At 70.3% G+C, this 26,426-nt stretch carries 25 protein-coding genes and 1 pseudogene; 15 read left to right on the forward strand and 11 right to left on the reverse strand.

Annotated elements, in window-relative coordinates; translation table 11 throughout:
- Positions 1-52 precede the first annotated feature (52 nt).
- Positions 53-499, forward strand: coding sequence for a VOC family protein (locus ABZT04_RS04960; protein ID WP_356052989.1), 447 nt, complete (start codon positions 53-55; stop codon positions 497-499).
- On the forward strand, positions 493-1,356 hold the full coding sequence (locus tag ABZT04_RS04965; protein WP_356052991.1) for a class I SAM-dependent methyltransferase: 864 nt from the start codon (positions 493-495) through the stop codon (positions 1,354-1,356). Before ABZT04_RS04960 ends, ABZT04_RS04965 begins: the two co-directional genes overlap by 7 nt.
- Before the next feature lie 31 nt (positions 1,357-1,387).
- Here ABZT04_RS04965 and cseC read toward each other — a convergent pair whose 3' ends face one another.
- The 5 genes from cseC to ABZT04_RS04990 form a co-directional block, all read right to left on the reverse strand.
- On the reverse strand, positions 1,388-2,731 hold the full coding sequence (gene cseC, locus ABZT04_RS04970; RefSeq protein ID WP_356052994.1) for a two-component system sensor histidine kinase CseC: 1,344 nt from the start codon (positions 2,729-2,731) through the stop codon (positions 1,388-1,390).
- An 8-nt stretch (positions 2,732-2,739) separates the two neighbouring features.
- Positions 2,740-3,447, reverse strand: a complete 708-nt coding sequence (cseB, locus tag ABZT04_RS04975; RefSeq protein WP_356052996.1) for a two-component system response regulator CseB — start codon at positions 3,445-3,447, stop codon at positions 2,740-2,742.
- Positions 3,448-3,577: 130 nt separating this feature from the next.
- Entirely contained in the window at positions 3,578-4,174 is a 597-nt protein-coding gene (locus tag ABZT04_RS04980; RefSeq protein WP_356053080.1) for a hypothetical protein, read from the reverse strand.
- 80 nt (positions 4,175-4,254) lie between these two features.
- Positions 4,255-4,794 carry a SigE family RNA polymerase sigma factor gene (locus tag ABZT04_RS04985; RefSeq protein WP_356052999.1) on the reverse strand — a complete coding sequence of 180 codons (540 nt, stop codon included), beginning with the start codon at positions 4,792-4,794 and terminating at the stop codon, positions 4,255-4,257.
- Between the two features lie 288 nt (positions 4,795-5,082).
- On the reverse strand, positions 5,083-6,018 hold the full coding sequence (locus tag ABZT04_RS04990) for an A/G-specific adenine glycosylase (protein ID WP_356053001.1): 936 nt from the start codon (positions 6,016-6,018) through the stop codon (positions 5,083-5,085).
- 319 nt (positions 6,019-6,337) lie between these two features.
- Between ABZT04_RS04990 and ABZT04_RS04995 the strand changes: the two genes are divergently transcribed.
- Positions 6,338-7,159: a hypothetical protein gene (locus ABZT04_RS04995; protein ID WP_356053003.1), complete on the forward strand. Its 822-nt coding sequence runs from the start codon at positions 6,338-6,340 to the stop codon at positions 7,157-7,159.
- A 10-nt stretch (positions 7,160-7,169) separates the two neighbouring features.
- Here ABZT04_RS04995 and disA read toward each other — a convergent pair whose 3' ends face one another.
- Entirely contained in the window at positions 7,170-8,294 is a 1,125-nt protein-coding gene (gene disA / locus ABZT04_RS05000) for a DNA integrity scanning diadenylate cyclase DisA (RefSeq protein ID WP_356053005.1), read from the reverse strand.
- An 82-nt stretch (positions 8,295-8,376) separates the two neighbouring features.
- The gene (radA, locus tag ABZT04_RS05005) at positions 8,377-9,786 is read right to left on the reverse strand and encodes a DNA repair protein RadA (protein WP_356053007.1); all 1,410 of its coding nucleotides are present in this window, start codon (positions 9,784-9,786) and stop codon (positions 8,377-8,379) included.
- 198 nt (positions 9,787-9,984) lie between these two features.
- On the opposite strand from radA, the gene ABZT04_RS05010 reads away from it, so the two are divergent.
- On the forward strand, positions 9,985-11,682 hold the full coding sequence (locus tag ABZT04_RS05010) for a hypothetical protein (protein ID WP_356053009.1): 1,698 nt from the start codon (positions 9,985-9,987) through the stop codon (positions 11,680-11,682).
- A gap of 4 nt (positions 11,683-11,686) precedes the next feature.
- On the opposite strand, the gene ABZT04_RS05015 is transcribed toward ABZT04_RS05010, so the two are convergent.
- On the reverse strand, positions 11,687-12,553 hold the full coding sequence (locus ABZT04_RS05015; RefSeq protein WP_356053011.1) for a hypothetical protein: 867 nt from the start codon (positions 12,551-12,553) through the stop codon (positions 11,687-11,689).
- 83 nt (positions 12,554-12,636) lie between these two features.
- On the opposite strand from ABZT04_RS05015, the gene ABZT04_RS05020 reads away from it, so the two are divergent.
- The 4 genes from ABZT04_RS05020 to ilvD all read left to right on the forward strand — a co-directional run bounded on the left by ABZT04_RS05020 (position 12,637) and on the right by ilvD (position 17,381).
- Positions 12,637-13,569 carry a Ppx/GppA phosphatase family protein gene (locus ABZT04_RS05020; protein ID WP_356053013.1) on the forward strand — a complete coding sequence of 311 codons (933 nt, stop codon included), beginning with the start codon at positions 12,637-12,639 and terminating at the stop codon, positions 13,567-13,569.
- Positions 13,570-13,989: 420 nt separating this feature from the next.
- Entirely contained in the window at positions 13,990-14,814 is an 825-nt protein-coding gene (locus ABZT04_RS05025; protein WP_356053016.1) for a sugar phosphate isomerase/epimerase, read from the forward strand.
- Complete coding sequence (locus ABZT04_RS05030; RefSeq protein ID WP_356053017.1) at positions 14,811-15,416, forward strand: TetR family transcriptional regulator; 606 nt, start codon at positions 14,811-14,813, stop codon at positions 15,414-15,416. The genes ABZT04_RS05025 and ABZT04_RS05030 overlap by 4 nt, the downstream gene beginning before the upstream one ends.
- A 111-nt stretch (positions 15,417-15,527) precedes the next feature.
- Positions 15,528-17,381 (forward strand): dihydroxy-acid dehydratase, encoded by a 1,854-nt coding sequence (gene ilvD / locus ABZT04_RS05035; protein WP_356053018.1) that lies wholly within the window; start codon positions 15,528-15,530, stop codon positions 17,379-17,381.
- A gap of 66 nt (positions 17,382-17,447) precedes the next feature.
- Here the strand turns inward: ilvD and ABZT04_RS05040 are convergent, their stop codons facing one another.
- Entirely contained in the window at positions 17,448-19,550 is a 2,103-nt protein-coding gene (locus ABZT04_RS05040) for a serine/threonine-protein kinase (RefSeq protein WP_356053019.1), read from the reverse strand.
- A gap of 182 nt (positions 19,551-19,732) precedes the next feature.
- Between ABZT04_RS05040 and ABZT04_RS05045 the strand changes: the two genes are divergently transcribed.
- The 4 genes from ABZT04_RS05045 to ABZT04_RS05060 all read left to right on the forward strand — a co-directional run bounded on the left by ABZT04_RS05045 (position 19,733) and on the right by ABZT04_RS05060 (position 21,846).
- The gene (locus ABZT04_RS05045) at positions 19,733-20,050 is read left to right on the forward strand and encodes an SH3 domain-containing protein (RefSeq protein ID WP_356053021.1); all 318 of its coding nucleotides are present in this window, start codon (positions 19,733-19,735) and stop codon (positions 20,048-20,050) included.
- Positions 20,051-20,079: 29 nt separating this feature from the next.
- Positions 20,080-20,415 (forward strand): hypothetical protein, encoded by a 336-nt coding sequence (locus ABZT04_RS05050; protein ID WP_356053024.1) that lies wholly within the window; start codon positions 20,080-20,082, stop codon positions 20,413-20,415.
- 46 nt (positions 20,416-20,461) lie between these two features.
- Positions 20,462-20,971, forward strand: a complete 510-nt coding sequence (locus tag ABZT04_RS05055; RefSeq protein WP_356053026.1) for an EamA/RhaT family transporter — start codon at positions 20,462-20,464, stop codon at positions 20,969-20,971.
- Between the two features lie 83 nt (positions 20,972-21,054).
- Positions 21,055-21,846: a class I SAM-dependent methyltransferase gene (locus ABZT04_RS05060; RefSeq protein WP_356053029.1), complete on the forward strand. Its 792-nt coding sequence runs from the start codon at positions 21,055-21,057 to the stop codon at positions 21,844-21,846.
- On the opposite strand, the pseudogene ABZT04_RS05065 reads toward ABZT04_RS05060, so the two are convergent.
- Positions 21,836-21,997, reverse strand: a pseudogene (locus ABZT04_RS05065) (SulP family inorganic anion transporter); the annotation flags it as partial. The gene ABZT04_RS05060 and the pseudogene ABZT04_RS05065 sit on opposite strands and share 11 nt — an antisense overlap.
- A gap of 211 nt (positions 21,998-22,208) precedes the next feature.
- Here ABZT04_RS05065 and ABZT04_RS05070 point away from each other — a divergent pair.
- The 3 genes from ABZT04_RS05070 (at position 22,209) to proC (ending at position 24,716) form a co-directional block, all read left to right on the forward strand.
- A complete protein-coding gene (locus tag ABZT04_RS05070; protein ID WP_356053031.1) occupies positions 22,209-23,021 on the forward strand; it encodes an ABC transporter ATP-binding protein in 813 nt (270 codons plus the stop codon).
- The gene (locus ABZT04_RS05075) at positions 23,018-23,797 is read left to right on the forward strand and encodes an ABC transporter permease (protein ID WP_356053033.1); all 780 of its coding nucleotides are present in this window, start codon (positions 23,018-23,020) and stop codon (positions 23,795-23,797) included. Before ABZT04_RS05070 ends, ABZT04_RS05075 begins: the two co-directional genes overlap by 4 nt.
- 109 nt (positions 23,798-23,906) lie before the next feature.
- Positions 23,907-24,716 (forward strand): pyrroline-5-carboxylate reductase, encoded by an 810-nt coding sequence (proC, locus tag ABZT04_RS05080; RefSeq protein ID WP_356053035.1) that lies wholly within the window; start codon positions 23,907-23,909, stop codon positions 24,714-24,716.
- A gap of 27 nt (positions 24,717-24,743) precedes the next feature.
- Here proC and trpS read toward each other — a convergent pair whose 3' ends face one another.
- Entirely contained in the window at positions 24,744-25,739 is a 996-nt protein-coding gene (gene trpS, locus ABZT04_RS05085; RefSeq protein ID WP_356053037.1) for a tryptophan--tRNA ligase, read from the reverse strand.
- Between the last annotated feature and the right edge of the window lie 687 nt (positions 25,740-26,426).

Consider the following 26,426-nt stretch of genomic DNA (forward strand, 5'->3'; position numbering starts at 1 on the left):
AGACCGGGAGACCGGGAGACCGGGAGACAACCACCGACGGCAGGAGCACACCGTGATCAAGGGACTCAAGATCTCGACCGTCTGGGTTCTCGACCAGGACCGGGCCAAGGAGTTCTACACGCAGAAGCTGGGCCTTGAGGTCCGCTCGGACCTGACGATGGGCGAAGGCGGCATGCGCTGGCTCACGGTCGGCGCCGAGAACCAGCCCGACGTCGACCTCACGCTGATGGTTCCGGGCCCGCCCGCGATGGACCCCGAGTCCGCCGAGATGGTCAGGAAACTCGTGGCCAAGGGGGTCCTCGGCGCGGGTGCGCTGACGACGGACGACATCCACGCGGACTACAAGAAGCTCAAGGACCGGGGCGTGGAGTTCCTGCAAGAACCGCAGGAGCGTCCCTACGGCACCGAGGCGGTGTTCCGCGACGACTCCGGCAACTGGTTCTCCTTCACCCAGCCCAGCGACGGTCAGCTCGACCTGTCGAAGGACTGGGCATGCTGAGCGGCTCCGCCGAGCGGGAACCCGCGATCGCCGACCACACCGCGGTCCGGGTCGCCCTGTGGCGGGCGCTGCACGCGCAGGTCGACCCGCCGCCGCATGTGATCGAGGACGAGGTCGGGCTGCGGCTCGCGGACCCGGGGGACGACTGGCGGGACCGTCCCGACATGGACGTCGAGGCCACGCGTCGGATCCGGGCCTCGATCGTGGCGCGGGCCCGCTTTGTGGAGGACGTGGTCCTGGAGCAGGCGGAGAAGGGCGTGGACCAGTACGTCGTACTCGGTGCCGGGCTGGACACCTTCGCCCAGCGCCGGCCCGAACTGGGCGCGAAAATAAGGGTTTTCGAGGTCGACCGGCCCGGTACCCAGGCCTGGAAGCGGCGGCGCCTGGCGGAGCTGGGGTACGACGTCCCGGACTGGCTCCGGTTCGTGCCGGTGGACTTCGAGGGCGACTGGTGGGGGCGGTTGGCCGCCGCCGGCCTCGACACCGGGCGGCCCGCCGTGGTCGCCGCGACCGGGGTGACCATGTACCTCACCCAGGACGCCATCACCACCATTTTCCGCCTGATCGCCCGACTCGCCCCGGGTTCCACCCTGGTCACCACCTTCCTACGGCCGGTCGACGACGTGGAGCCGGAGCAGCGCGCGCAGTTGGAGGTGGCGGTGGAGGGCGCTCGCGCCGCGGGCACGCCGTTCCTGAGCTTCTTCACCCCGGAGCAGGTGTTGGAGCTGGGGCGGGAGTGCGGGTTCCGGGAGACACGGCATGTGTCGGCGAGTGAGCTCGCCCAGCGGTACTTCGCCGGCAGGGGGGCCGGGGTGGGGCCGTCCAGAGGGGAGGAAGTGATGGTGGCCGGCACCTGAAGGGGCGTGACCTGCTCACCTCCGGACGGGTCTACGGCAGCATCGGATAGCTGCCCGTGCTCGTCGGCGCGTGTTCCGGCAGCCACAGGACGGCGACCGCGCCCTCCGCCGGAATGTGGTCCGGCGCGCCCGCGGGCCGTACGTTGCGGAAGGTCAGCCGGGCGCCGAGGACGCGGGCCTGGCCCGCCGCGATGGTCAGGCCGAGGCCGTGCCCGTGGCCCGCGCGGTCCTTGCTGCCGGTGCGGAAGCGGCTCGGGCCCTCCGCGAGGAGCTCCTCGGGGAAGCCGGGGCCGTGGTCGCGGACCCGGATCACCCGGCCCTCGACCGAGACCTCGATCGGCGGCTTGCCGTGCCGGGCCGCGTTGGCCAGCAGGTTGAACAGCACGCGCTCCAGCCGGCGCGGGTCCGTGGTGACCGCCGACTCGTGCACGATGTGCACCACCGCGTCCGGGTCCTTCGCGATCACCCGGCGACCCACGAAGTCGCCCAGCATGATGTCCTGCAACTCGGCCCGCTCGGAGGCCCCGTCGAGACGGGCGACCTCCAGGACGTCCTCGACCAGCGTGCGCATCGCCTTCGCGCGGTCCAGGACGAGTTCCGTGGGGCGGCCGGGGGGGAGCAGTTCGGCGGCGGTCAGCAAGCCCGTCACCGGGGTGCGCAGTTCGTGCGCGATGTCCGCGGTGACCCGGCGTTCGGCCTCAAGTCGCTGCTGCAGCGCGTCCGTCATCGCGTCCACCGCGCGCGCGAGGTCGTCGGTCTCGTCCCGTACGACGCCGCCGATCGCGTCCCGCACCCGTACGTCCGTCTCGCCCTTGGCGACCTGGTTCGCCGCGGCGGCCGCTTTACGCAGCCGGCGCGAGAGCTGGCCGCCGATCAGCACACCGAGCGCACTGCCGCCGAGCACGGCCGCGATCGAGCCGATGACCAGGGCCTGGTCGAGGTCTTTGAGGATGTCCGTGCTGCGGTCGGTGAACCCGGTGTGCAGCGACATCACATGACCGTCCTTGAGCGGTACGGCCGCCCAGATGTCCGGGATGCCGTGCGGCCGCTCGGTGACGTAGGTCGCCCGGCGGCCCTCCTCGACCTTCTCGCGCAGGGCCGGCGGCAGGCTGGGGTCGTCGATCTTGATGCTGGGGAAGTTCGGCCGCCCGGACAGCTCGTAGTTGCGCTGGGCGATCTGGACCCGCTCGTCCGCGAGGTCGCGTGCGCTGTCCAGCATCGAGACCCGGGCGGCGTTGTGCACGACCAGGCTGAGCGCGATCGCGACCAGCGTGCCGACCATCGCGATGGCCGCGCTGAGCTTCCATCTCAGGCCCGTACGAATGCCCGCTCTGTCCATGAACGACGGGACTCCGCGCCGTGATTTCCCCCGCATACCCCTGCTCAGGCCTTCAACTTGTAGCCGAAGCCGCGGACCGTCTCGATCCGGTCCTGGCCGATCTTCGTCCGCAGCCGCTGCACATGGACGTCCACGACCCGGGTGTCACCGCCCCAGCCGTAGTCCCACACCCGCTCCAGGAGTTTGTCGCGGGAGAGGACCGTGCCCGGCGCCGAGGAGAACTCCAGCAGCAGCCGCATCTCGGTCGGCGTCAGCGCCACCGGCTGCCCGGCCCGGCGCACCTCCATACCCTCGGTGTCGATCTCCAGATCGCCGAAGGTGAGCACCCCGCCGTCGACCGGGTCAGCCTCGGCGTCCGTCGTACGGTCGCCGCCGTTCGCGTGCCCGAAGCGGCGCAGCACCGCGCGGATCCGGGCGACCAGGACGGCACCGTCGAAGGGCTTGGTGACGTAGTCGTCGGCGCCGGCCTCCAGGCCCAGCACCACGTCGATCGAGTCGGCGCGCGCCGACAGCATGATCACCGGCACGGTCGAGTCGTCGCGGATCCGGCGGCACAGGCTGACGCCGTCCAGGCCGGGGACCATGACGTCGAGGAGCGCGATGTCGGGGCGGTTCGTCCGGAACGCCTCCAGACCCGACAGTCCGTCGGGCATCGCCGTGACCGCGAAGCCGTCCCGCTCCAGGGCGAGTTGGGTGGCCTCACGGATGACGTCGTCGTCCTCGACGAACAGGACGTGGGTCTGGTCTGCCATCCCGGTGCTCTCAGTCCTCGTATGACTCGTTTGGGTCGTTCTCAAGCATGGGACGCCTGCGGCGGCGTCCGCGTTCACTGGAGGATCGGTTCGGGCGGTTCGATCGGTTCAGTGCTGGTTCGATTCCCGCTCAGTTCGCGGTGGGGACGGGCGATGCCTCGCCGCCGACCGCGTTGCTGTACTCGTTGTGGGTGCTGTACTCCTGGACGAAACGGCTCGCGGCCCAGCGGTATGTGATCACGTTCTCACCGGAGGGACTCGACACCGGGTCGCCCTTCTCGTACACCTGCTTGGTGACGACCAGATCGCCGCGGTCTATCTCCGCGTAGACCGGGGGTTCCTCGGTCTTGAACACATTCTGGTACGTCCCACCCGTCTCGCGATACACGTACGAGCCGATGCCGACCGCGTCGCCGCAGGTCATCACGTTGACGACGACGTCGTTGACGGTGCCTCCGGTCAGCTCGCCGTACGACACGTCCACCGCGTACTCATCGGCGACGCATGGCTTCAGCTCGCGCTTGACCGCCGCCGAGACCTCGGGATCATCCTTGACGAGTTTGACCGCGTCCACATGGTCGTCGACGGTGGCGGAGGGCGAGGGGGACTTGGCCGCCTCCAAGGGGCCCGCCACCGTGTCCGAGTGCGCCGGGCCCTCGTCACGGGCGCCGGTGCCGCCGGTCGCGCAGCCGGACACCAACAGGGCGAGGGCGGCGAGCACGGCCATCGCCGTGAACGCCGCCTCGTAGCTCCCGCGAGCCCTGCTGGATCCGGAGGTGCCGCTCGGGCCGGGCCCAGGGGTGTTGCTCAGGCCGCGCAACGCTCCTGCTCCTCACGCTCCAGCGCGCGTGCGTCCAGATCGCGGGCCTCCAGCTCCTCCCGGAGCCGGGCGAGCGCCCGGTGCAGCGTGCTCTTGACCGTACCGGCCGACATGCCCAGGGCGGCGGCCGTCTCTTCGGTGGACATCTGCTCCCAGTGTCGCAGGACGACCACACTGCGCTGCTTCGGAGCGAGAACTTTCATGATGTCCATAAGGAGCGCCCGGTCCGCGTGCTGCTCGGTCGCGTCTTCGACGCACGCGTCCGGCAACTGCTCGGTGGGGACCTCCTCCAGCTTGCGGGCCCGCCACCACTCGGTCCGGGTGTTGATCATGACGCGGCGCAGGTAGGCATCCGCGAGGCGCTTGTCCTCGATGGTCTCCCAGCGGCCGTACGTCCGTACCAGCGCCGTCTGGAGCAGGTCCTGGGCGTCGACCGGGTCCGGTACCAGCCGACGGGCGCTGCGCAGCAGCGCGTCCTGTCGGGTGCGGACGTACTCCTCGAATTCGAGCACCTCGCCCTGCGCCATGATCAACCGCCTCCATCCCCGTTTCCGACCCGCCTGCTGTCGGCTTTTCGTTGCTGTGTCCCGCCGGTCCGCGGCACAGGAACGAAGCTACGGAGGGGTTGTCACGGGGTTGTGCGCAGCAGCCTGCGGGGAGCGCTCGGCTGTCCGTCGGTTGTGTAACGGAAGTAGGTGAGGGGTAAGGGGGATGGGGCTTTTGGGTTGTTGTGGGGTGGTTTATGCGCTGCGGGAGTGTTGCGAGGGCTGGGTGTGGGCTGTGGGATCGTCGCCTGTCTGTGAAGTGACCGTGTGTCAGGTGCGGGTCACGGGCAGGCGGTACAGGCCGTTCGGCAGGGGTTCCACGAGGCCGTCGGCCACGAGGCCGTCCAGGGCGCGGGCCCGCTGGACCGGCTCGTGCCACACGCGGTCCAGTGCCGACTGGGGGACGGGGGTGTCGGCCTCCGCCTCACGGAGTACGGCGAGCAGCTTGCCGCGCACCTGGCGGTCCGTGCCGGCGTAGGTCTGGCCGCGGCGGGCCGGGCCCTCGTGCTCCGGCTTGCCCGCGAGGTGCCAGGCGCACTGGGCGGCGATCGGGCAGCGGTGGCACGTCTCGTTCTTCGCCGTGCAGACCAGTGCGCCCAGCTCCATGGAGGCCGCGGCCCAGCGGGCGGCGGTCGGCTCGTCCTCGGGGAGCAGCGCGCGGGCCAGCTTGCGTTCGGCGGCGGTCGTCGCGTTCGGGGGGTACTGGACGCCGGTGACCGCGCGCGCGAACACGCGGCGGACGTTGGTGTCGAGTACGGCGTGGCGCTGGCCGTAGGCGAAGGACGCGACGGCCGCGGCCGTGTACTCGCCGATGCCGGGGAGGGCGAGGAGTTGGGCGTGGTCGGTGGGGACGTCGCCGCCGTGGCGTTCCGTTATGGCGGTGGCCGCGCCGTGCAGGCGCAGGGCGCGGCGGGGGTAGCCGAGGCGGCCCCAGGCGCGGACGGCTTCGCCGGGGGCCTCCTTGGCCAGGTCGGCGGGGCGCGGCCAGCGCGCCAGCCACTGCTCGTAGACGGGCAGCACGCGTGTGACCGGTGTCTGCTGGAGCATGAACTCGCTGACCATGACGCCCCAGGGGCCGGCGTCGGGGCGGCGCCAGGGGAGGTCCCGGGCGTGGTCCTCGAACCAGTCGATCACGGGGGAGTGGAGGCCGACTCCGTCCGGGGTGGTGGCGGACGTGTTGTGCGGGGGTTTCGTGGGCGCAGTCATCGCCTTCCGATCCTGCCATGTGCGGAGGGTTCGGCGGGTGCGGGTGCGTGCGTGGTTCGCCCGTCGTTTCGTCGTGGGTCGGTGCCGCGCCGGGGGGTGTCCGTCCTCGGAACGGCGCGGAATCGGTCGCTCACCGACGCACCCGTGTTGACGCGCCAACCGCTGCGGGCGGACACCCCCCGACACGACACCTTCGTGCCGTACGGGACTTGCGGTCCGCTTCGCTCAACTCCCTTACCGGGATGATGATCCGGAAAAGTTGGGGCTGGAGCGGCGGGTGGGGCGAGGTAACTCGCCGATCTCTCGTACAGTTTGCGCCGTGGGATCTCTGCGCAATCCGGTCGGGCCGCTTCCCTCCTCCATCTATTGGCGACGGAGGGTCCTCATGGTGTCCGTGGTCGCCCTGTTGGCACTGCTGATCACCTGGATCGTCACGTCGGGTGGCGGGGGCGGCAAGAACGGTGCGGACGGGTCGAAGAACGGGAAGACGCCTGCGCCTACGATCACTGCCGGGCCGTCTAGTTCTGGGCCCGCCATCAGTCAACACCCCGGCGGGCGCGATGAGTCGAGTGGTGGTAGCGGTAGCAGCAGTAGCAGCGGGTCGGGCGGGTCGGGTGCGGCCAGTGGCGGCTCCGGCTCCGGTGGGTCTGGTGACGGTAGCGGCGGTAGCAGTGGGTCCGGTGGGGGGAGCAACGGCGGCAGTAGTACGGGGACTACGGTGCCTGCCGACTCGACTCTGCCCAACTGCACTGCCAGTGCTGTGCAGTTGAGTCTGCGGAGTCTTCACAACTCCTACTCGCCCGATCAGACTCCGACCTTTGTGCTGACTGCCAAGAACTCCTCCGGCAGTGACTGCAAGGTTGATCTCGGGCCCAAGAGCGCGGTGTTGACGATCACGGAGGCGGGGGGAACTTCTGATTTCTGGTCGTCGGCCGACTGTCCCAAGGGCTCCGGGAGTGTCTACTACCGGGTTTCCGCCGGGAGCAGCGTCACGTACACCCTGAAGTGGGACCGCAAGCCCAGTGCGCCCGAGTGTGCTACTCCGGCTGCCGGTTCGGCTGGGGCGGGGACCTATTTGGTGGAGGCTCAGGCTTCCGGGTTCACCAAGGCGCAGACCTCGTTCGTGCTCGCCAGTGACTGACGGTCTTGGGTCAGACGTAGCGTTCCAGGATTGAGGATTCCGCGAGGCGGGAGAGGCCTTCTCGTACGCTTCTTGCCCTTGCCTCGCCTACGCCGTCGACCGTCTGGAGGTCGTCGACGCTTGCCGCCAGGAGCTTTTGGAGGCCGCCGAAGTGGTCCACCAGGCGGTCGATGATCGCGCCGGGGAGGCGCGGGACCTTGGCCAGGAGGCGGAAGCCTCGGGGGGAGACCGCCGAGTCGAGGGCCTCGGGAGAGCCGGTGTAGCCCAAGGCGCGGGCCACGGTGGGGAGTTCGAGGAGTTCGGCGTGGGAGAGGGCGTCCAGCTCGGCCAGGGCCTCGTCCACCGTGCGGGAGCGTTTCGCGGTCGGCTCGGGGACGTAGTCGCGGACCACCAGTTCGCGTTCCGGTTCCACGCCTGCGATCAACTCGTCCAGCTGGAGGGCCAGTAGGCGGCCGTCCGTGCCCAACTCCACTACATATTCGGCGATCTCGGTGGCGATCAGGCGGACCATTTCGAGGCGTTGGACCACGGCCGATACATCGCGGACCGTCACCAGGTCTTCGATCTCCAGCGCCGAGAGGGTGCCTGCCACCTCGTCCAGGCGGAGCTTGTAGCGCTCCAGGGTGGCGAGGGCCTGGTTGGCTCGGGACAGGATCGCCGCCGAGTCCTCCAGGACGCGGCGCTGGCCGTCCACGTAGAGGGCGATCAGGCGCATCGACTGGGAGACGGAGACCACGGGGAAGCCGACCTGTTTGCTCACTCGGTCCGCTGTGCGGTGGCGGGTGCCGGTCTCTTCTGTGGGGATCGTGGGGTCGGGGACCAGCTGGACGCCCGCTCGGAGGATCTTGGAGAGGTCGGACGAGACCACGATGCCGCCGTCCAGCTTGCAGAGTTCGCGCAGGCGGGTGGCCGTGAACTCCACGTCCAGGATGAAACCGCCGGTGCACATCGCTTCCACGGTCCTGTCGGAGCCGAGCACGATGAGTCCGCCCGTGTTGCCGCGGAGGATCCGCTCCAGGCCGTCGCGCAGGGCCGTGCCGGGTGCCACGGCGCTCAGGGAGGCGCGCATCAGGCCATCGGCACCGGAGCTCCCACCGGACTTTCCGGGAGCTGACGCCCGGTCGTTGGCTGCCACTGCACTCCTCGGGTCGCAGGTTCTTCTGGTCCTCCCGTTTCACGTACCTGGTTCGTACGGACGGGCGAGACCAGGGCAAAGTCTACCGGCGGTCCTCGGCGTCCCGTGGGGCCTCTCGCTTACGGGAGCGCGGAAGGACCTGGAGGGCGTCTCCTATGTCGGCCACTTCGAGGACCTTCATGCCGGGCGGGATCTTGCCCGGGTCGCTCGGGACGAGGGCGTGGGTGAAGCCCAGGCGGTGTGCCTCGGAGAGTCTGCGCTGGACGCCCGTGACCCTTCTGACCTCGCCCGCGAGGCCCACTTCGCCGATCGCGACCAGGTTCTTGGGGAGTGGGGTGTCGCTCGCCGCGGAGGCCAGGGCGAGAGCGATCGCGAGGTCTGCGGCCGGTTCGGAGAGCTTCACCCCGCCCACCGTGGCGGAGTAGATGTCCCGCTTGCCCAGGGCGCTGATCCGGCCGCGCTGCTCCAGGACGGCGAGCATCATCGAGACGCGGGAGGTCTCCAGGCCCGAGGTGGTGCGGCGGGGGGAGGGGATCTGGGAGTCGACCGTGAGCGCCTGGACCTCCGCGACCAGGGGGCGGCGGCCCTCCAGGGTGACGGTCAGGCAGGTGCCGGGGACGGGCTCCGCGCGGCGGGTCAGGAACAGGCCGCTCGGGTCGGCCAGGCCTGTGATGCCCTCGTCGTGCAACTCGAAGCAGCCGACCTCGTCCGTCGTGCCGTAGCGGTTCTTGACGCCCCGGACCAGACGAAGGCGTGCGTGGCGGTCGCCCTCGAAGGAGAGGACCACGTCCACCAGGTGCTCCAGGAGGCGGGGGCCCGCGATCGCGCCGTCCTTGGTGACATGGCCCACGAGGAGGGTGGACATGCCGCGCTCCTTGGAGGCGCGGATCAGGGCGCCGGCGACCTCGCGGACCTGGGCCATGCCGCCGGGCGCGCCGTCGATCTCCGGGGAGGCCACCGTCTGGACGGAGTCCAGGATCAGGAGGGACGGCTTCACGGCGTCCAAGTGGCCCAGGACCGCGGCCAGATCGGTCTCGGCGGCGAGATACAGGTGGTCGGCCAGGGCCTTGATGCGGTCGGCGCGGAGGCGGACCTGGCTCGCCGATTCCTCGCCCGTCACATAGAGCGTGCGGTGCTCGTCGCTCGACGACTTGGCCGCCACGTCCAGGAGGAGTGTCGACTTGCCCACGCCGGGCTCGCCCGCCACGAGGACGACCGCTCCGGGGACGAGACCGCCGCCGAGCACCCGGTCCAGCTCGGGCACGCCGGTCGAGCGGGCGGTGGCCTGGCGGCCGTCGACCTGGCCGATGGGCACCGCCGAGGTGGTGACCCGGCCGGGGGCCGTCGTACGGACGGCGGGCGCGCCGTACTCCTCGACCGTCCCCCAGGCCTGGCACTCGGAGCAGCGGCCGAGCCACTTGGCCGTCTGCCAGCCGCACTCGGTGCAGCGGTAGGACGGACGGTCCTTGGTGGATTTCGTACGGGCAGCCATGCGTGAACCGTAACCGGAGGCACTGACAACGCGGTCGGCGGACGGACCGTCAGTGCTCGGTATCCGGCCACTGCCCGTCGGGAACGAGCCAGGGAGGCGGGGGGTGCCGTCCCCTATTGAGGGATCGTTTCACCCGTACGGATTAAAAGTGCTCAAGGGGGCGGAAGGTGCCATCTCCTGCCGCCTACGGTCGCACGGGTGATGAGCAGCAGTCCGGAGACCTCGACCCGCACCACCGGCGCACACCGGGCGCATCGGGAGGCGCGTGACCGCGCCGCGGCGCGCACGCTGGCGCAGTGTCCGCCCGCGCGTTACGAGCCGTATCTGGACGGTCTGTTCACGTACTGCCTGTCCGTGCTGTGCGACCGCGACACCGCGACCGCGGCCCTGGGAGACGTGCTGGCGCTGGCCGAGCGCCGGGGCGGGCGCGTGCCGGAGCCGGCCGGGGACCGCCGGGCCTGGCTGTACGCGCTGGCCCGCTGGGTGTGCCTGCGCCGACTGACCGAGGCCAAGCAGAAACGTCAGGGCACGCACGCGGTGGGCCGTACCGAGGCGGAGGAACCGTCCCTCTCCGAGGAGGTGCGTGACCAGCGGCGGCGTGAACTCGCCCTGCTCGCCTGGCCGGAGGCCGCCGGGACCACCCCGGAGCAGCGCGAGGCCCTCGAACTCGCCGTGCGCCACCGGCTCGCCGCCCACGAGGTCGCCGCCGTCCTCGGCATGGACCTCGCCACCGCCCGCGAACTGCTGGCCTCCGCCGCCTGCGAGGTGGAACGCACGCGTGCGGCCCTCGCCGTGGTGGAGACCGGGGGCTGCCCGAGCGTCGCCCGGCTCACCGGCGACCATCAGCTCGTGCTCAGCAGCGCCCTGCGCCGCGAACTGGTCCGGCACGTCGACGACTGCCCGCGCTGCCGTCGTACCGCCGAGCGCGCGCTGCCCGGCAGTTGGCCCGGCGCGAGTGTCACGCCCGCCGAACTGCCCGTCCTGGAGGCGCCCCGCGCGGCCCTGCACGTGGCGATGGCGCACCTCCCACGCGCGCGTGGCGCCGCGGCACCCCGCTTCGACCGGCGCGGTTTCCCGATGGACCCCAAGGACCACGCGGCCCGAAGGGACCGGCTACGCGCGCGTGCCGTCACGACGACCGTCGTCGCCACCGTCATCGCGGCACCCGTGCTGGCCCTGTGGGCCGCCTACCGGGGCACACCGACCGGCGAGGGGGTCGACGGCCGGGTCGCCACCGCGAGCGAGCAGCACGGCTCCGGCAGCCTGGAGGGCGAGGTCGCGAGCGGCGGCTACGAGAACGCGGGCGACGTCGGCACCGTCGGACCCGGCGGCCGCCCCGGGAAGAGCGGCAAGAACGATGTCTCCGTGGAGGTCATCAGTGTCACCGGCGCCGGCCAAAAGGGTGCCGGGCACCTCGGTGTCTCGGCCGCCAACAGCGCGGACACCACGCTCATCACCCTCACCGCGTCCGGTTCGGTCCCGGTCCACTGGTCCGCGGCCACCGCGGCACCCTGGCTCTACCTCAGCCAGTCCTCGGGAACCCTCGCACCGGGCGAATCGTTGACGATCAAGGTGTACGTCGACCATCTGCGCGAGCCCTCCGGCCACTGGACCGCGCGCGTGGCCGTCTCACCCGCCGGCGCCATCGTCTCGATCGAGGGCTACGGCACCGCGCCCGCCCCGAGCGGCCCCCCACACCCCTCGGATCCCGGCCCCGGCGGACCGCCTACCTCGGGACCGGACCCGACGCCGACGAGCACGGCCCCGGGCGATCCCACGCCGAGTGAGCCCCCGCCCACCTCCGCCGGACCGGACCCCAGCCCGACGGACTCGTCACCCGCCGACCCCGGGGGCTCGCCGTCGCCGCCCGCCGGCGGCGACCCGAGTCCGTCCTGATCGGTCAGCCGACCGGGTCCGCCGGATGCGGTGCCAGCAGCGGCAGTTGCGAGGCGAGGCGCTCCTCGCACAGCTCGACGAGCCGGTCGTAGCCCGCCTTGCCCATCAGCTCGGTCAGCTCCGGGCGGTAGGACACGTACACCGGGTCGCCCCCGCCGTGCGCCGAGGTCGCCGACGTGCACCACCAGTGCAGGTCGTGGCCGCCGGGACCCCAGCCCCTGCGGTCGTATTCGCCGATCGACACCTGGAGCACGCGCGTGTCGTCCGGCCGGTCGATCCACTCGTACGTCCGCCGCACCGGCAACTGCCAGCAGACGTCCGGCTTGGTCTCCAGGGGCTCGCGGCCCTCCTTCACGGCGAGGATGTGCAGCGAGCAGCCCGCGCCGCCCGCGAAGCCGGGGCGGTTCTGGAAGATGCACGAGCCTTTGTAGGGGCGGGTCTGGCGGTCGCCGTCCTCGTCCTGAGAGATCCAGCCGTGCTCCACACCCTCGTCATGGTGCTGCCAGATCTCCGGCGTGAGCCTCGCCACATGTCCGGCGACCCGCTTCTCGTCGTCCTTGTCGGAGAAGTGCGCGCCCAGGGTGCAGCACCCGTCGTCCGCGCGGCCCGCCTGGATGCCCTGGCAGCCGCTTCCGAAGATGCAGTTCCAGCGAGAGGTCAGCCATGTCAGATCGCAGCGGAAGAGCTGCTCCTCGTCCGCCGGATCCGGGAACTCCACCCACGCGCGCGCGAAGTCGAGCCCCTTCTCGTCGCTCTTCAGGGCCTTCTTCGACATCTGCGACGGCTTCGGGGGCTTGGCCGACGTCACCGGCGAGGAATCGCCGGGTGATTTGGCCGCCTTGTCGGTCTTCGCCTTTTTCGTCTTTGGCACGCGTCCAGGGTAAGTCGCCCGGGGCGGCCCCAGAAACCGCACCGGGGACGGAGATCGATGCAGGTGGCAGTAGCGTTCCGTACATGAGACTCGGTGTCCTCGACGTGGGATCGAACACGGTGCATCTGCTGGTGGTGGACGCACACCCGGGCGCGCGCCCGCTGCCCGCGCACTCGCACAAGGCGGACCTCCGCCTTGCCCAACTCCTCGACGGGGACGGGGCCATCGGCCCCGAGGGCGTCGACAAACTCATCGGCGTCGTCCATGAGTCGCTCCAGGCCGCCGAGGACAAGGGCGTCGAGGAACTGCTCCCGTTCGCCACCTCCGCCGTCCGCGAGGCCAGCAACGCGGACGACGTGCTCGCGCGCGTGCAGGCCGAGACCGGCGTCGAACTCCAGGTCCTCACCGGCGCCGAGGAGGCCCGGCTGACCTTCCTCGCCGTCCGCCGCTGGTTCGGCTGGTCCGCCGGAAAGCTCCTCGTCCTCGACATCGGCGGCGGCTCCCTGGAGATCGCCTACGGCATCGACGAGGAGCCCGACGCGGTCGTGTCGCTGCCGCTCGGCGCGGGCCGCCTCACCGCCGGCTGGCTCCCCGGGGACCCGCCCGAAGCCGGGGCGATAAGGACCCTGCGCCGCCATGTGCGCGCGCAGATCGCCCGTACGGTGGGGGAGTTCAGCCGTTTCGGCGCCCCCGACCACGTCGTCGCCACGTCGAAGACCTTCAAGCAGCTCGCCCGCCTCGCCGGCGCCGCCCGCTCCGCCGACGGCCTCTACGTCCAGCGCGAACTGAAGCGCGAGTCCCTGGAGGCCTGGGTCCCCCGCCTCGGCGGCATGACCACCGCCCAGCGGGCCGCACTCCCCGGCGTCTCCGACGGCCGCGCCGGCCAGCTCCTCGCGGGCGCGATGGTGGCGGAGGGCGCGATGGACCTCTTCGGCGTCGAAACCCTGGAGGTCTGCCCGTGGGCCCTGCGAGAGGGCGTGATCCTGCGGCGGCTGGATCAGATGCAGTCGGCGTAGGCCGGGGCGCCATGGGGGGCGTTCTTGTTCGAGGGGCACGCGCGCGTGGTTGTTGACGGCAGCACGCGCGTGGTTGTCCGTCGGGCACGCGCGGGGGACGGGCCGCCGGGGGCCTGGCTGTTCGTGTCGGTTCTGTCCGAGCCCTTCGCCCGGCCGGCCGTGGCCCATGCGCGCGTGCCTGTCCGCCGCGCACGCACGAGTACCCGTCTCCGGTGTCGGCCCGCACCCCCACCGGCAGACGCCCACCGCACCCGGCGCCCCCGCTACTGAACGCCCGCGCGGTACGTGACGTATCAGACCCCCATGAAGTATCCCCACCACGCGACCCCCCGCCGCAGATGGCCGGTTGCCGTGCCCCGCACAGGGCGGGCACAGGAACCGGCTCCCGTGCGCAAAGCCGCGCCCCGTAGTCTGTCCCCCGTGGCAGAACCAGTCGTGCGCATCCCGGATGCGAAGGTCGCGCTGTCCACGGCGTCCGTGTATCCGGAGTCGACGGCGACGGCCTTCGAGATCGCCGCGCGCCTCGGCTACGACGGGGTCGAGGTCATGGTGTGGACCGACCCGGTCAGCCAGGACATCGACGCGTTGCGCAGACTCGGCGACTACCACCAGGTCCCGATCCTCGCCGTGCACGCTCCCTGCCTGCTCATCACGCAGCGGGTGTGGTCCACCGACCCGTGGACCAAGCTCCAGCGCGCCCAGGCGGCCGCCGAGAAGCTCGGCGCGAGCACCGTCGTCGTCCACCCGCCGTTCCGCTGGCAGCGCCAGTACGCGCGGGACTTCGTCAGCGGCATCTGGCGGATGGCGAACGAGACGGATGTGCGGTTCGCCGTAGAGAACATGTACCCGTGGCGCTACCGCGACCGCGAGATGCTCGCCTACGCCCCCGACTGGGACGTGACGAACGAGGACTACCGGCACTTCACGATCGACCTCAGCCACACCGCGACCGCCCGCACCGACGCGACCGAGATGATCGCGCGCATGGGGGACCGTCTCGGCCATGTCCACCTCGCCGACGGCAACGGCTCCAACAAGGACGAGCACCTCGTCCCCGGCCGCGGCACCCAGCCCTGCGCCGAACTGCTGGAAAGGCTCGCCCTGACCGGTTTCGACGGCCATGTCGTCATCGAGGTCAACACCCGCCGCGCGATGTCCAGCGCCGAACGCGAGGCCGATCTCGCGGAGGCACTCGCCTTCACGCGGCTGCATCTGGCCTCCGCCGTGAAGGTGCCCCGGCGGTGACCGACGCCACAGCCAAGCGCCGGGGCCGGCCCCCTCGTACGGAATCCGCCGACACCCGGGACCGCATCCTGACCGCGGCCCGGGAGGAGTTCGCCGAGCGGGGCTACGAGAAGACGTCCGTGCGCGGTATCGCCAAGGCCGCCGGGGTCGACCCGGCGCTCGTGCACCACTACTTCGGCACCAAGGAACAGGTCTTCGAGTCGGCCATCGAGGTCGCCTTCGCGCCCGCGCTGGACGCGCCGGAGGCCGTCGCCGAGGGGCCGGTGGACGGGGTCGGCGAGCGGCTGACCCGGTTCATCTTCGGCGTCTGGGAGAACCCGGCCACCCGTAGGCCACTGCTGGCGATCGTCCGTTCCGCCGTCAACAACGAGGCCGCCGCGGCCGTCTTCCGTCGGCTCGTGGTCTCCCAGGTGCTGGGCCGGGTCGCCGCCCAGCTCGACCTCCCGGACGCGGAACTGCGCGCCGAACTCGCGGCGGCGCAGTTGGTGGGTACGGCGATGCTGCGCTACGTGATCAAGGTGGAGCCGCTGGCCTCGGCGGACCCGGAGCAGATCATCGCGCGGGTGGCGCCGGTGGTGCAGGGGCATCTGACCGGCCCCTGAGGCCGCTCTCTCCGCGAGACGGGCGTCCCGCGATACGGACACCGTGTCCGACCCCTGGATGACCGGCGTACGCTCGTTAGCAGCCCTATCTGTCTGAAGGAGCGAGCGACGATGCCCGAGCTGAGGTCCCGCACAGTCACCCACGGACGCAACATGGCGGGCGCACGCGCCCTTATGCGCGCCTCCGGTGTACCCGGTGCGGACATCGGCCGGAAGCCGATCATCGCGGTGGCGAACAGCTTCACCGAATTCGTGCCCGGTCACACCCACCTCCAGCCGGTCGGCCGGATCGTCAGCGAGGCGATCACCGCGGCCGGCGGCATCCCGCGCGAGTTCAACACCATCGCGGTGGACGACGGGATCGCGATGGGCCACGGCGGCATGCTGTACTCCCTGCCCTCCCGCGACCTGATCGCGGACAGCGTGGAGTACATGGTCGAGGCGCACTGCGCCGACGCCCTGATCTGCATCTCCAACTGCGACAAGATCACCCCGGGCATGCTCAACGCGGCCCTGCGGCTGAACATCCCGACGGTCTTCGTCTCCGGCGGCCCGATGGAGTCCGGCCGCGCCACGCTCGTCGACGGCACGGTCCGCACCCTGGACCTCGTCGACGCGATCTCGGACGCGGTGAACGACAAGATCTCGGACGAGGACATCCTCCGTATCGAGGAGAACGCCTGTCCGACCTGCGGTTCCTGCTCCGGCATGTTCACCGCCAACTCGATGAACTGCCTGACCGAGGCCATCGGCCTCTCCCTGCCGGGCAACGGCTCGGTCCTCGCCACGCACACCGCTCGCAAGGGCCTGTACGAGGACGCGGCCCGCACGGTGATGGACATCACCCGCCGCTACTACGAGCAGGACGACGAGACGGTCCTGCCCCGCAACGTCGCCACGATCGCCGCGTTCGAGAACGCGATGGCCCTCGACATCGCGATGGGCGGCTCCACCAACACGATCCTGCACCTGCTGGCGGCGGCCCAGGAGGCGGAGGTGCCGTTCGGCCTGGAGGAGATCAACGAGGTCTCGCGCCGGGTCCCGTGCCTCGCCAAGGTCGCCCCGAACGTCGCGAAGAACCGCACGTACTACATGGAGGACGTGCACCGCGCCGGCGGCATCCCGGCCCTGCTGGGCGAACTGCACCGCGCGGGCCTGCTCAACGAGGACGTCCACTCCGTCCACAGCCCGTCCCTCGCGGACTGGCTCAAGACCTGGGACGTGCGCGGCGGTTCCCCTTCCCCGGAGGCGATCGAGCTCTGGCACGCGGCCCCCGGCTGCGTCCGCTCCGCCGAGGCCTTCTCCCAGTCCGAGCGCTGGGAGGCGCTGGACGAGGACGCGGCCGAGGGCTGCATCCGCTCCGCCGAACACGCGTACTCGAAGGACGGCGGCCTCGCGGTCCTCAAGGGCAACCTCGCCGTCGACGGCTGCGTCGTGAAGACGGCCGGCGTCGACGAGTCGATCTGGACCTTCGAGGGCCCGGCGGTCGTCTGCGAGTCGCAGGAGGAAGCCGTAGAGAAGATCCTCAACAAACAGGTGACGCACGGCGACGTCGTCGTCATCCGCTACGAGGGCCCCAAGGGCGGCCCCGGCATGCAGGAGATGCTCTACCCGACGTCCTTCCTCAAGGGCCGCGGCCTCGGCAAGACCTGCGCCCTGATCACCGACGGCCGCTTCTCCGGCGGCACTTCGGGCCTGTCCATCGGCCACGCCTCCCCCGAGGCGGCCTCCGGCGGCACGATCGCGCTGGTCGAGGACGGCGACCGCATCCGCATCGACATCCCGAACCGCACCATCGAACTCCTCGTCGACGACACCGATTTGGCACGTCGCGAGGCCGCCCTGGCGGGCCGGTACGCCCCGAAGAACCGCGAGCGCAAGGTCTCGGCCGCCCTGCGCGCGTACGCAGCGATGGCCACCAGCGCGGACCGGGGGGCTGTGCGGGACGTCAGCAAGCTCGGCTGAGCCACGGCATTGCCGCCTTGGGGGGCCGCCTTCGTTCCGACGGGGGCGGCCCTTCGCGTCGTGCGGCTACCAGGCCTTGGGCGTCAGGGAGTTGACGGCGAAGATCGTGCCGTCGGGGGCGGCGGCGTAGACGCGGTTGGTTGTTACGACCGGTTCGGGCAGCGTCGCGCTGATCCGGTCGGAGTTGGCGTCGAGGCGCGCCGGCGTCTGCCCGACGAGTCGGCCCGCGCGGGCACTGACGGCGAGCAGTCGTCCGTCCGCCGCGGTGATGTACACCTGCCTGCCATCCGTGACCGGCGTGGAGCCCCGCAGCACGGCCGTTTCCAGACCCCACAGCCGCTTCCGCGCGCCCATGTCCACGGCCGACATCGATCCGCCGGTCCCCACCAGGTAGACGACGTTCCCCCGGACGGTCGCGTGGGCCTGTTCAAGTCGTACGGGCAACGCCACGCGCCGCGAGGCCCCGGTGTCCGGCGTGTAGCGGACCACGGCTTGCGTGGCCCCGTAGACCGTGTCGACGGAGAGGAGAAAGACGGACCCTCCCGTCGAACCGACGGGCTGCAACGTGCCCTTCAGCCGCGCGTCCCAGCGCACCTCGCCCGTGTCCGGATCGACCGCCGTCACCCGGCTGTTCGCACCGTCGTCCGACGTGTTCGTCGCATACGCCAGCGGGTCCCCGGTGAACGAGTTGAAGTAGGGCTGCTGTTGGCCCGGCACCGGGTGGTTCCACTTCGTGGCGCCCGAGGCGGCGTCCACACCCGTGACCGTCCCGTCGGCGTTGGTGAGCAGAAGCATGTCTCCGGCGTCCGCCAGCCCGGTGTACACAGGGACGGTCCGCTGCCAACGCACCTTGCCCGAGGCGGGATCGAGGCCCTCCAGATGCCGGCCGCTGTCCAGCGAGGGCTGCACGAGGCCGCCCGACAGCACCGGTGGGCCGCTCCGGTGGGTCGAGGCGACGGCATGCCGCCACAGCAGACTGCCGTCGGACGGGTCCAGGGCGAACACCACACCGGGCTGCGCGCAGAGCAACTTCCCTGCTCCGAAGGAGCATTGGGGTGTGCTTTTTTTGGAGACCGGTGCCGTCTGCCATCCGCCGAACGCTGCGCCGGGTGTGGTGCGCGGGCTGGCGCTCTTCGGTGTCGTGTCACCGTCGTCGGACAACTGGAGCGAGGCGAGCGTGCCGATCACGGCCAGGCCGAGCGCGCCCGCCCCGAGTGCGACCCGCTTGCGCAGCCGTCTCCCACGCCGCCGTTCGGGCGGTGCGGGCTTTTCCGCGGGGGGCTCCGGCGTCGGCGTGATACCGGTCCGCTGCGCCGGTATGTAGGCCTGAGTGTCGTACGAGGCCGACACGGACCGCAGTTCACGCATCAACTCGTCGGGTGTGGGCCGGTCCTCGGGCTCCTTGGCGAGACAACGCAGCACCAGCGGCGCGAGGTTCTCCGGCAGCCCGGCCAAGTCCGGCTCGTCGTGGACGACTTGATAGGCGACGACGTACGGACTGTCGGAGTCGAACGGTCCGCGTCCGGTCGCCGCGTGCACCAGTACGGACCCGAGCGCGAAGATGTCGGCGGCCGGACCGACCTCCCGGGGCCGCCGGAACTGCTCCGGTGCCATGAACGGCGGTGTGCCGATCAACTTGCCGGTCTCCGTGCGCAGTTCGCTGTCTTTTGGCCGGGAGATACCGAAGTCGATGACCTTCGGTCCGTCCTCGGCGAGCAGCACGTTGCTGGGTTTGAGATCCCGGTGCACGACGCCGACCCGGTGGATGTCGCGCAGCGCCTCGGCCAGTCCCGCCATCAGCCGGCGCAACTCGAAGGGCGCCATGGGGCCGTTCCGCTTCACATGCTCGGAGAGGGTCTGCCCGGGGATGAACAGCGTTGCCATCCAAGGCCGTCGGGCCTCGGGATCGGCATCGACCACCGGCGCGGTGAAGGCCCCGCTCACCCGCCGGGCAGCCGCCACCTCCTGCCGGAACCGCCCCCTGAACTCGGGGTCCTGCGCGAACTCTGCGTGCACGACCTTCACGGCGAGCTTCATCCCGGAGGTGCTCTGCGCCAGATGCACCACCCCCATGCCACCGGAGCCCAGGCATGACTCCAGGCGGTAGTGACCGGCGTACTCCGGAAGTTCCGCTTCCGCGCCCGCTCCGGCGTTGTGCTGTGGCGCCATGGAACCACCCCCGTGCTGTTCGTCCGCGCGCGCGACGCACGGAGCCTAGTCGATGCTCCGTGCGGGACAGAGGCGGCTTGCTAGCCTGCGTGTGTGAGTTGCGCACATATGTTTCATGGCGTGTTTTAGGGGAATCAACGGGGCCCCATGGCAGTCATGGGGTTCAACGGGGGAGGTTTTTCATGTCTGTTGACCGCATCGAAGAGGTCGAGGGCGAAGCCACGAAGGAAGCCGTGGCGACGGCGGCGGCCCTGCACTACTACTCGATAGCACCCGGCACCCGCGTCAACGTCCGCAGCGGCCCCGGCACCGGCTACACCATCGTCCGCGTCCTGGCCGAGGGCTCACAGGTCCCGATCTACTGCCAGACGCCGGGCACCAACGTCTCGGGCTACTACGGCACGACGAACATCTGGGACAACATCGACGACGGCCAGTACATCTCGGACGCCTATGTGAACACCGGCAGCGACGGGTACGTCCGCCCGCGTTGCTCCTGACCCACCACCACAACCACCCAGGGGGACGTATGACATTCCGAAGGCGCGTATCCGTCCTGCTGGCCGGCGTGGCCGGAGCCCTGCTCATGGTGATGGGCTCACCGGTCACGGCCAGTGCGGCGCAGACCTACACGACCGCCAACGTCCGCCTCAACATCCGCAGCGGCCCCGGCACGGGTTACAGCGTCGTCGGCACCCTGCCCGGCAGCTCGAAGGTCCTGATCTACTGCCAGACGCCGGGGACGACGGTCACCGGCACCTACGGCACGTCGAACATCTGGGACAACATCAGCAGCGGCGAGTTCATCGCGGACGCGTATGTGAACACGGGCAGTGACGGCTACGTAGCCTCTCGCTGCGACTGAGCCCCCACCGGGAGCCCGCGCCCACCCCCGGAGCCATAATCGTCCCGTGAACGACGAGACCGGCCCCCAGGACGACGCGGGCTCCCCAGCCACAGGCGGCCCCCGCCCCGAACCCCTCCGCTTCTTCGGCACCACCTGGGTGAACCACGACAACGGCTACACCGCGCGCCGCATCGCCGCACCGATCGCCTCGCTCCTGATCGCCGCCGTCTCCTGCCTGATCCTCCGCTTCGCCTACCAGGGCCTCCAGATCGCGGACGTCGGCAGTCTCGTCACCCTCCTCGTCATCGTGATGTTCGCGGTCTGTAGCGCCCTCTCCTTCGGCCACACCTGGGAAGCGTTCAAAAAGCGCCCCGACCCCGACCGCCAGGCCTCCCTCCGCGGCCTCCTCGCCATCGGCTTCGTCGGCTCCCTCCTCGCCTACTTCTTCCGCTCCCTGACCGAGGCCCCCGGCGAACAACTCCACCGCCAGGAGTACGAAACGGCAGTGGAGCAGTACGAGAAGCGCACAACCCGCCGCACCCGCAACCCGTCGAAGAAGCGCCGCCGCACCTGACACGGCCGGTTCCGCCAACCCGGCACTCCATTTCTCACCAAAAACCACCTGCCCCCTGCACCCACCCCAGCCACGATGGCCATATGACCAAGCGGCCCACTGCACCCACACCCCCCACCCCCGCCATCCGAGCCCACTCCTTCAACGCCGCCGCGGCCCAGTACGCGAAGAACCGCCCCTCCTACCCACCGGCCCTCTTCGACGCCATCGAAGACCTCGCACATCACACCCTCATTGGCGCCCGCGTCGCGGACATCGGCGCAGGCACCGGCATCGCGACCGCTCTCCTGCACACCCGCGGCGCCGAAGTGATCGCGATCGAACCCGGCGACGGCATGACGGCCCAGTTCCGCCGGACCCTCCCCGGCATCCCGATCGTCCGGGGCAACGGCAACGCCCTCCCCCTCGCCGACCACTCCGTCGACTTCCTCACCTACGCCCAGGCCTGGCACTGGACCGACCCCAACCACTCGGTCCCGGAGGCGCTGCGCGTCCTGCGCCCGGGCGGCGCGCTCGCGCTCTGGTGGAACACGAGCGCCCTCGACGTCCCGTGGATCACCGAGCAGTCGGAACGCATCAGGACCCACTTCGGCGTAGACCGCGTCGTGGAGCAGAACGGCAGCGGCCTGCGTTCCGCGCTCGCCGACCCCACCGGCCGGCTCGACTTCGCGCACCGGACGGTCCGTTGGAGCCGCCGCGTCCCGGTCGACACCCACCTGGCCAACATCGGCAGCCACTCCGCCTTTTTGGTCCACGACGAAGAGAGCACCAACGCCTTCCTCACCGAGGAGCGGAACCACCTGCGGACGGTGTTCCCGGACGGGATCGTGGAGGAGACCTACGTCGTGGAACTCGTCGTCGCCCTCACGTCATGACCCCCTGACCGCGACCACTCCCGCTCCCCCCGGTCATCCCGCCCCGTGCGGCGGCCCACCCCTCCAGGGCCGCCGCACACGCATGATCCACATGCCGCAACCCGCCCAACTCCAACCGCATCTCCCGGTCGTACGGCACCCCCTCCAACGCCCTCCAGCGTGGGCGCCACACCGGGGGAGGCCACGGCGAACTGAAATCCATTGTCAGGAAAGGGAGTTGGCCGCGCACCGGATTCATGTGGCCACCCCGTGAACGCGGAGGCGTACATACCGGAACACCTCACTCCGATCACGCCGACACGCTCCTGCGCCATCGCACGCGCCGCTTGACGGCCGCCACTCACCGGAGCATTATTCATCACATGATGAATTCTCCTTCCGGGCAACCCGAGACACCGGATGTCAGGGAACGGGAACCCGCCGTCCACGCCGAGGCTCTCACCGTCGTCCGCGGCCCCCGCACCGTCCTGCGCGACCTCGACTTCACCGTCCCGCGCGGCCAGATCACCGGCCTGCTCGGCCCCTCCGGCTGCGGCAAGTCGACCCTCATGCGCGCGATCGTCGGCACCCAGGCCAAGGTCACCGGCACCCTGAACGTTCTGGGCCACCCCGCCGGCCACCCCACCCTCCGCACCCGCATCGGCTACGTCACCCAAGCCCCCTCCGTCTACGACGACTTGACGATCCGTCAGAACCTCGACTACTTCGCCGCGATCCTCGACCCCGGCCGCGCCGCCGCCTCCCGCCGCCGCGAGGACGTCACCCGCGTGATCGCAGACGTCGACCTCACCACCCACGCCGAGGCCCTCGCCGGCAACCTCTCCGGCGGCCAACGCAGCCGCGTCTCCCTGGCCGTGGCGCTCCTCGGCACCCCGGAACTCCTCGTCCTCGACGAACCCACCGTCGGCCTCGACCCCGTCCTCCGCCGCGACCTGTGGACCCTCTTCCACGACATCGCCGCCTCCCGCGGCGCCACCCTCCTCATCTCCTCCCACGTCATGGACGAGGCCGAGCGCTGCCACCGCCTCCTCCTGATGCGCGAGGGCCGGATCCTCGCCGACGACACCCCGGACGCCCTCCGCACCCGCACCCACTCCGACACGGTCGAAGCGGCCTTCCTCACCCTGGTCGACGAGGCCGTGGCCGCAGGCCGCCAGAAGGAGACGACCCGATGAGCACGACCACCGCGACCGCCGCCGCGCCCATCAGCGCCCTCAGCGCCGCCCGCACCACCGCCACCGCGACCCGCGTCCTGCGCCAGCTCCGCCACGACCCCCGCACGATCGCGCTGATGGTCCTCGTGCCGTGCGTGATGCTCTTCCTGCTGCGCTACGTCTTCGACGGCAGCCCGCGCACCTTCGACAGCATCGGCGCCTCGCTGCTCGGCATCTTCCCGCTCATCACGATGTTCCTGGTCACCTCGATCGCCACCCTGCGCGAACGCACCTCGGGCACCCTCGAACGCCTCCTCTCCATGCCCCTCGGCAAGGGCGACCTGATCGCCGGCTACGCCCTCGCCTTCGGCATCATCGCGATCATCCAGTCGGCCCTCGCCACCGGTCTCGCCGTCTGGTTCCTCGGCCTCGACGTGGTCGGCAGCCCCTGGCTCCTCCTCTTGGTCGCCCTCCTCGACGCCCTGCTCGGCACCGCCCTCGGCCTCTTCGTCTCGGCCTTCGCCGCCTCGGAGTTCCAGGCCGTCCAGTTCATGCCGGCGGTGATCTTCCCCCAACTCCTCCTCTGCGGCCTCTTCACCGCCCGCTCCAACATGCACCCCGCACTGGAGGCGATCTCCGACGTCCTGCCCATGTCTTACGCAGTCGACGGCATGAACCAGGTCCTCAAGCACACGGACATGACCGCCACCTTCGTACGCGACGTCCTGATCGTGGCCGGCTGCGCGCTGCTGGTGCTCGGCCTGGGCGCGGCGACCCTGAAGAGGCGCACGGCATAGAGACGTACGGCATAGCGGCGCTGCGCACAGGGGTGCTCCGCACAGAGGTGTTGTTCCGCCAGCCGGACAGCGACCACCCCCTCCCCACCGCCGGTGCGAGGATGAACCCATGACCCAGAAAGTCGCAGTCCTCGGCACCGGCAAGATCGGCGAAGCCCTGCTCAGCGGAATGATCCGAGCGGGCTGGGCCCCGGCCGACCTCCTGGTCACCGCCCGCCGCCCCGAGCGCGCCGAGGAACTCTGCACCCGCCACGGAGTCACCCCGGTCACCAACCCCGAGGCCGCGAAGACCGCCGACACCCTGATCCTCACCGTCAAGCCGCAGGACATGGGCACCCTCCTCGCCGAACTCGCCCCGCACCTCCCCGCCGACCGCCTGGTCATCAGCGGCGCGGCGGGCATCCCGACCTCCTTCTTCGAGGAGCGCCTGGCCCCGGGCACCCCGGTCGTCCGTGTCATGACGAACACCCCCGCCCTCGTCGACGAGGCCATGTCCGTCATCTCCGCCGGCAGCCACGCCACCGAGGCCCATCTCGCGCACGCCGACGAGATCTTCGGCGCGGTCGGCAAGACGCTCCGCGTCCCCGAGTCCCAGCAGGACGCCTGCACCGCCCTCTCCGGCTCCGGCCCGGCGTACTTCTTCTACCTGGTCGAAGCCATGACGGACGCGGGCATCCTGCTCGGCCTGCCGCGCGACAAGGCCCACGACCTCATCGTCCAGTCCGCGATCGGCGCCGCCGTCATGCTCCGCGACAGCGGCGAACACCCGGTCAAGCTCCGCGAGAACGTCACCTCGCCCGCCGGCACGACGATCAACGCCATCCGCGAACTGGAGAACCACGGCGTACGCGCCGCACTCATCGCCGCCCTGGAAGCAGCCCGCGACCGCAGCCGCGAACTGGCCTCCGGCAACAACTGACCCACCCTCCTCGCGGGCGGTCAGCGCTCAGGCAGGCAGAAGCCCGATGGCCCGATACGCGCTATCGACCATCGGCTTCGCCATCTCTCTCGCCCTCTCCGCCCCGTCCCGCAACACCCCTTCCACATAGGCGGGATCCGCGCACAACGCCTTGTGCCTCTCCTGCACAGGCCTGAGCAGCTCGACCACAGCCTCCGCGGTGTCCGTCTTCAACGCTCCGTACGACTCATATTCACCGCTCAAGTCCGCGGGGCTCCCACCACCGCAAGCGGCCAGAATCTCCAGCAGATTGGCCACCCCCGGCCGCGCGTCCCGGTCGTAGACGACCTCCGCCGCACTGTCGGTCACGGCCCGCATGACCTTCTTCCGTACGACGTCCGGCTCGTCCAGCAGATAGACGATCCCCGGCCCGGAGTCGTCCGACTTCCCCATCTTCGAAGTCGGCTCCTGGAGGTTCATCACCCGCGCCGCCACCGCCGGCCGAGTCGCCCGAGGCACCACGAACGTATGGCCGTACCGCTGGTTGAACCGCACCGCCAGATCCCGGGCCAGCTCGACATGCTGTGCCTGGTCGTCCCCGACCGGCACCTCGTCCGTCCCGTACGCCAGGATGTCCGCGGCCATCAGCACGGGATATGTCAGCAATGACAGCCGCACACTCCCGCCGCGCTCCCGCTCCCGCGCGGCCTTCTCCTTGTACTGGATCATCCGCCGCATCTCACCGTCGGTGGCCACACACTCCATGACGTACGACAGCCGCGCGTGCTCATCCACATGACTCTGTACGAATACGGTGCACAGCTCGGGATCCAGCCCCGCCGCAAGCAACAGCGTCGCCGCCTGCCGAGTGAGCCTGCGCACCCGTGCCGGATCGTGGTCCACGGTCAGCGCGTGCAGATCGACCACGCAGAACAGCGCATCGCTCTGCCGCTGGTCCACGTCGACCCACCGCCGCATGGCGCCCAGGTAGTTCCCCAGCGTCAGGTGCCCGGTCGGCTTGACCCCACTGAAGACCCGTGTCATCTCTCCACCTCCTGGTAGGGACCGCCGCACCTGGCCGGCCGACCCTCTGGAGGGAGATACGAGAACGGCCGCCGATGCGGCGGCCGTTGAGTACATACGTGAGTACGGCCGCCGTCAGGCGGCCCACCACTGTTGGGCGCACGTATGTGTAGTCACGTCACACAGCGTACGCCTGTATGGTGCTCTCCGGAGCGGAGTTGACACTCCCCGACCGCCTACGTAGTGTTCTCCGAGTTGTCCGACGTGAGCGCCGACCCCGGTCGGTCCCCGGACAACCATTCCGCAAGTACCTACAGACAATCGACGATCCGTCGTCGCGTGTATTGGCATGCGTATTTGCGAAATGAGGAATCCGCGTTCGAAAGGACGCACCCCCGATTCGCTCGGGACTCGGGATTCCGCTAAAGTCTCACTCGTCGGAACGGCCCAACGGCCGGGATGGCAGCCCCCGCTGACTGGGAGTCAGGCCCGAAAGGATCTGATAGAGTCGGAACCGCCGGAAAGGGAAACGCGGAAGCGGAAACCTGGAAAGCACCGAGGAAATCAGAAGCCGGAAACGGTCTGATAGAGTCGGAAACGCAAGACCGAAGGGAAGCCCGGAGGAAAGCCCGAGAGGGTGAGTACAAAGGAAGCGTCCGTTCCTTGAGAACTCAACAGCGTGCCAAAAATCAACGCCAGATATGTTGA

The organism is Streptomyces sp. NPDC005492, from assembly GCF_040605995.1.
In the GTDB taxonomy this organism is placed as follows: Bacteria; Actinomycetota; Actinomycetes; order Streptomycetales; family Streptomycetaceae; genus Streptomyces.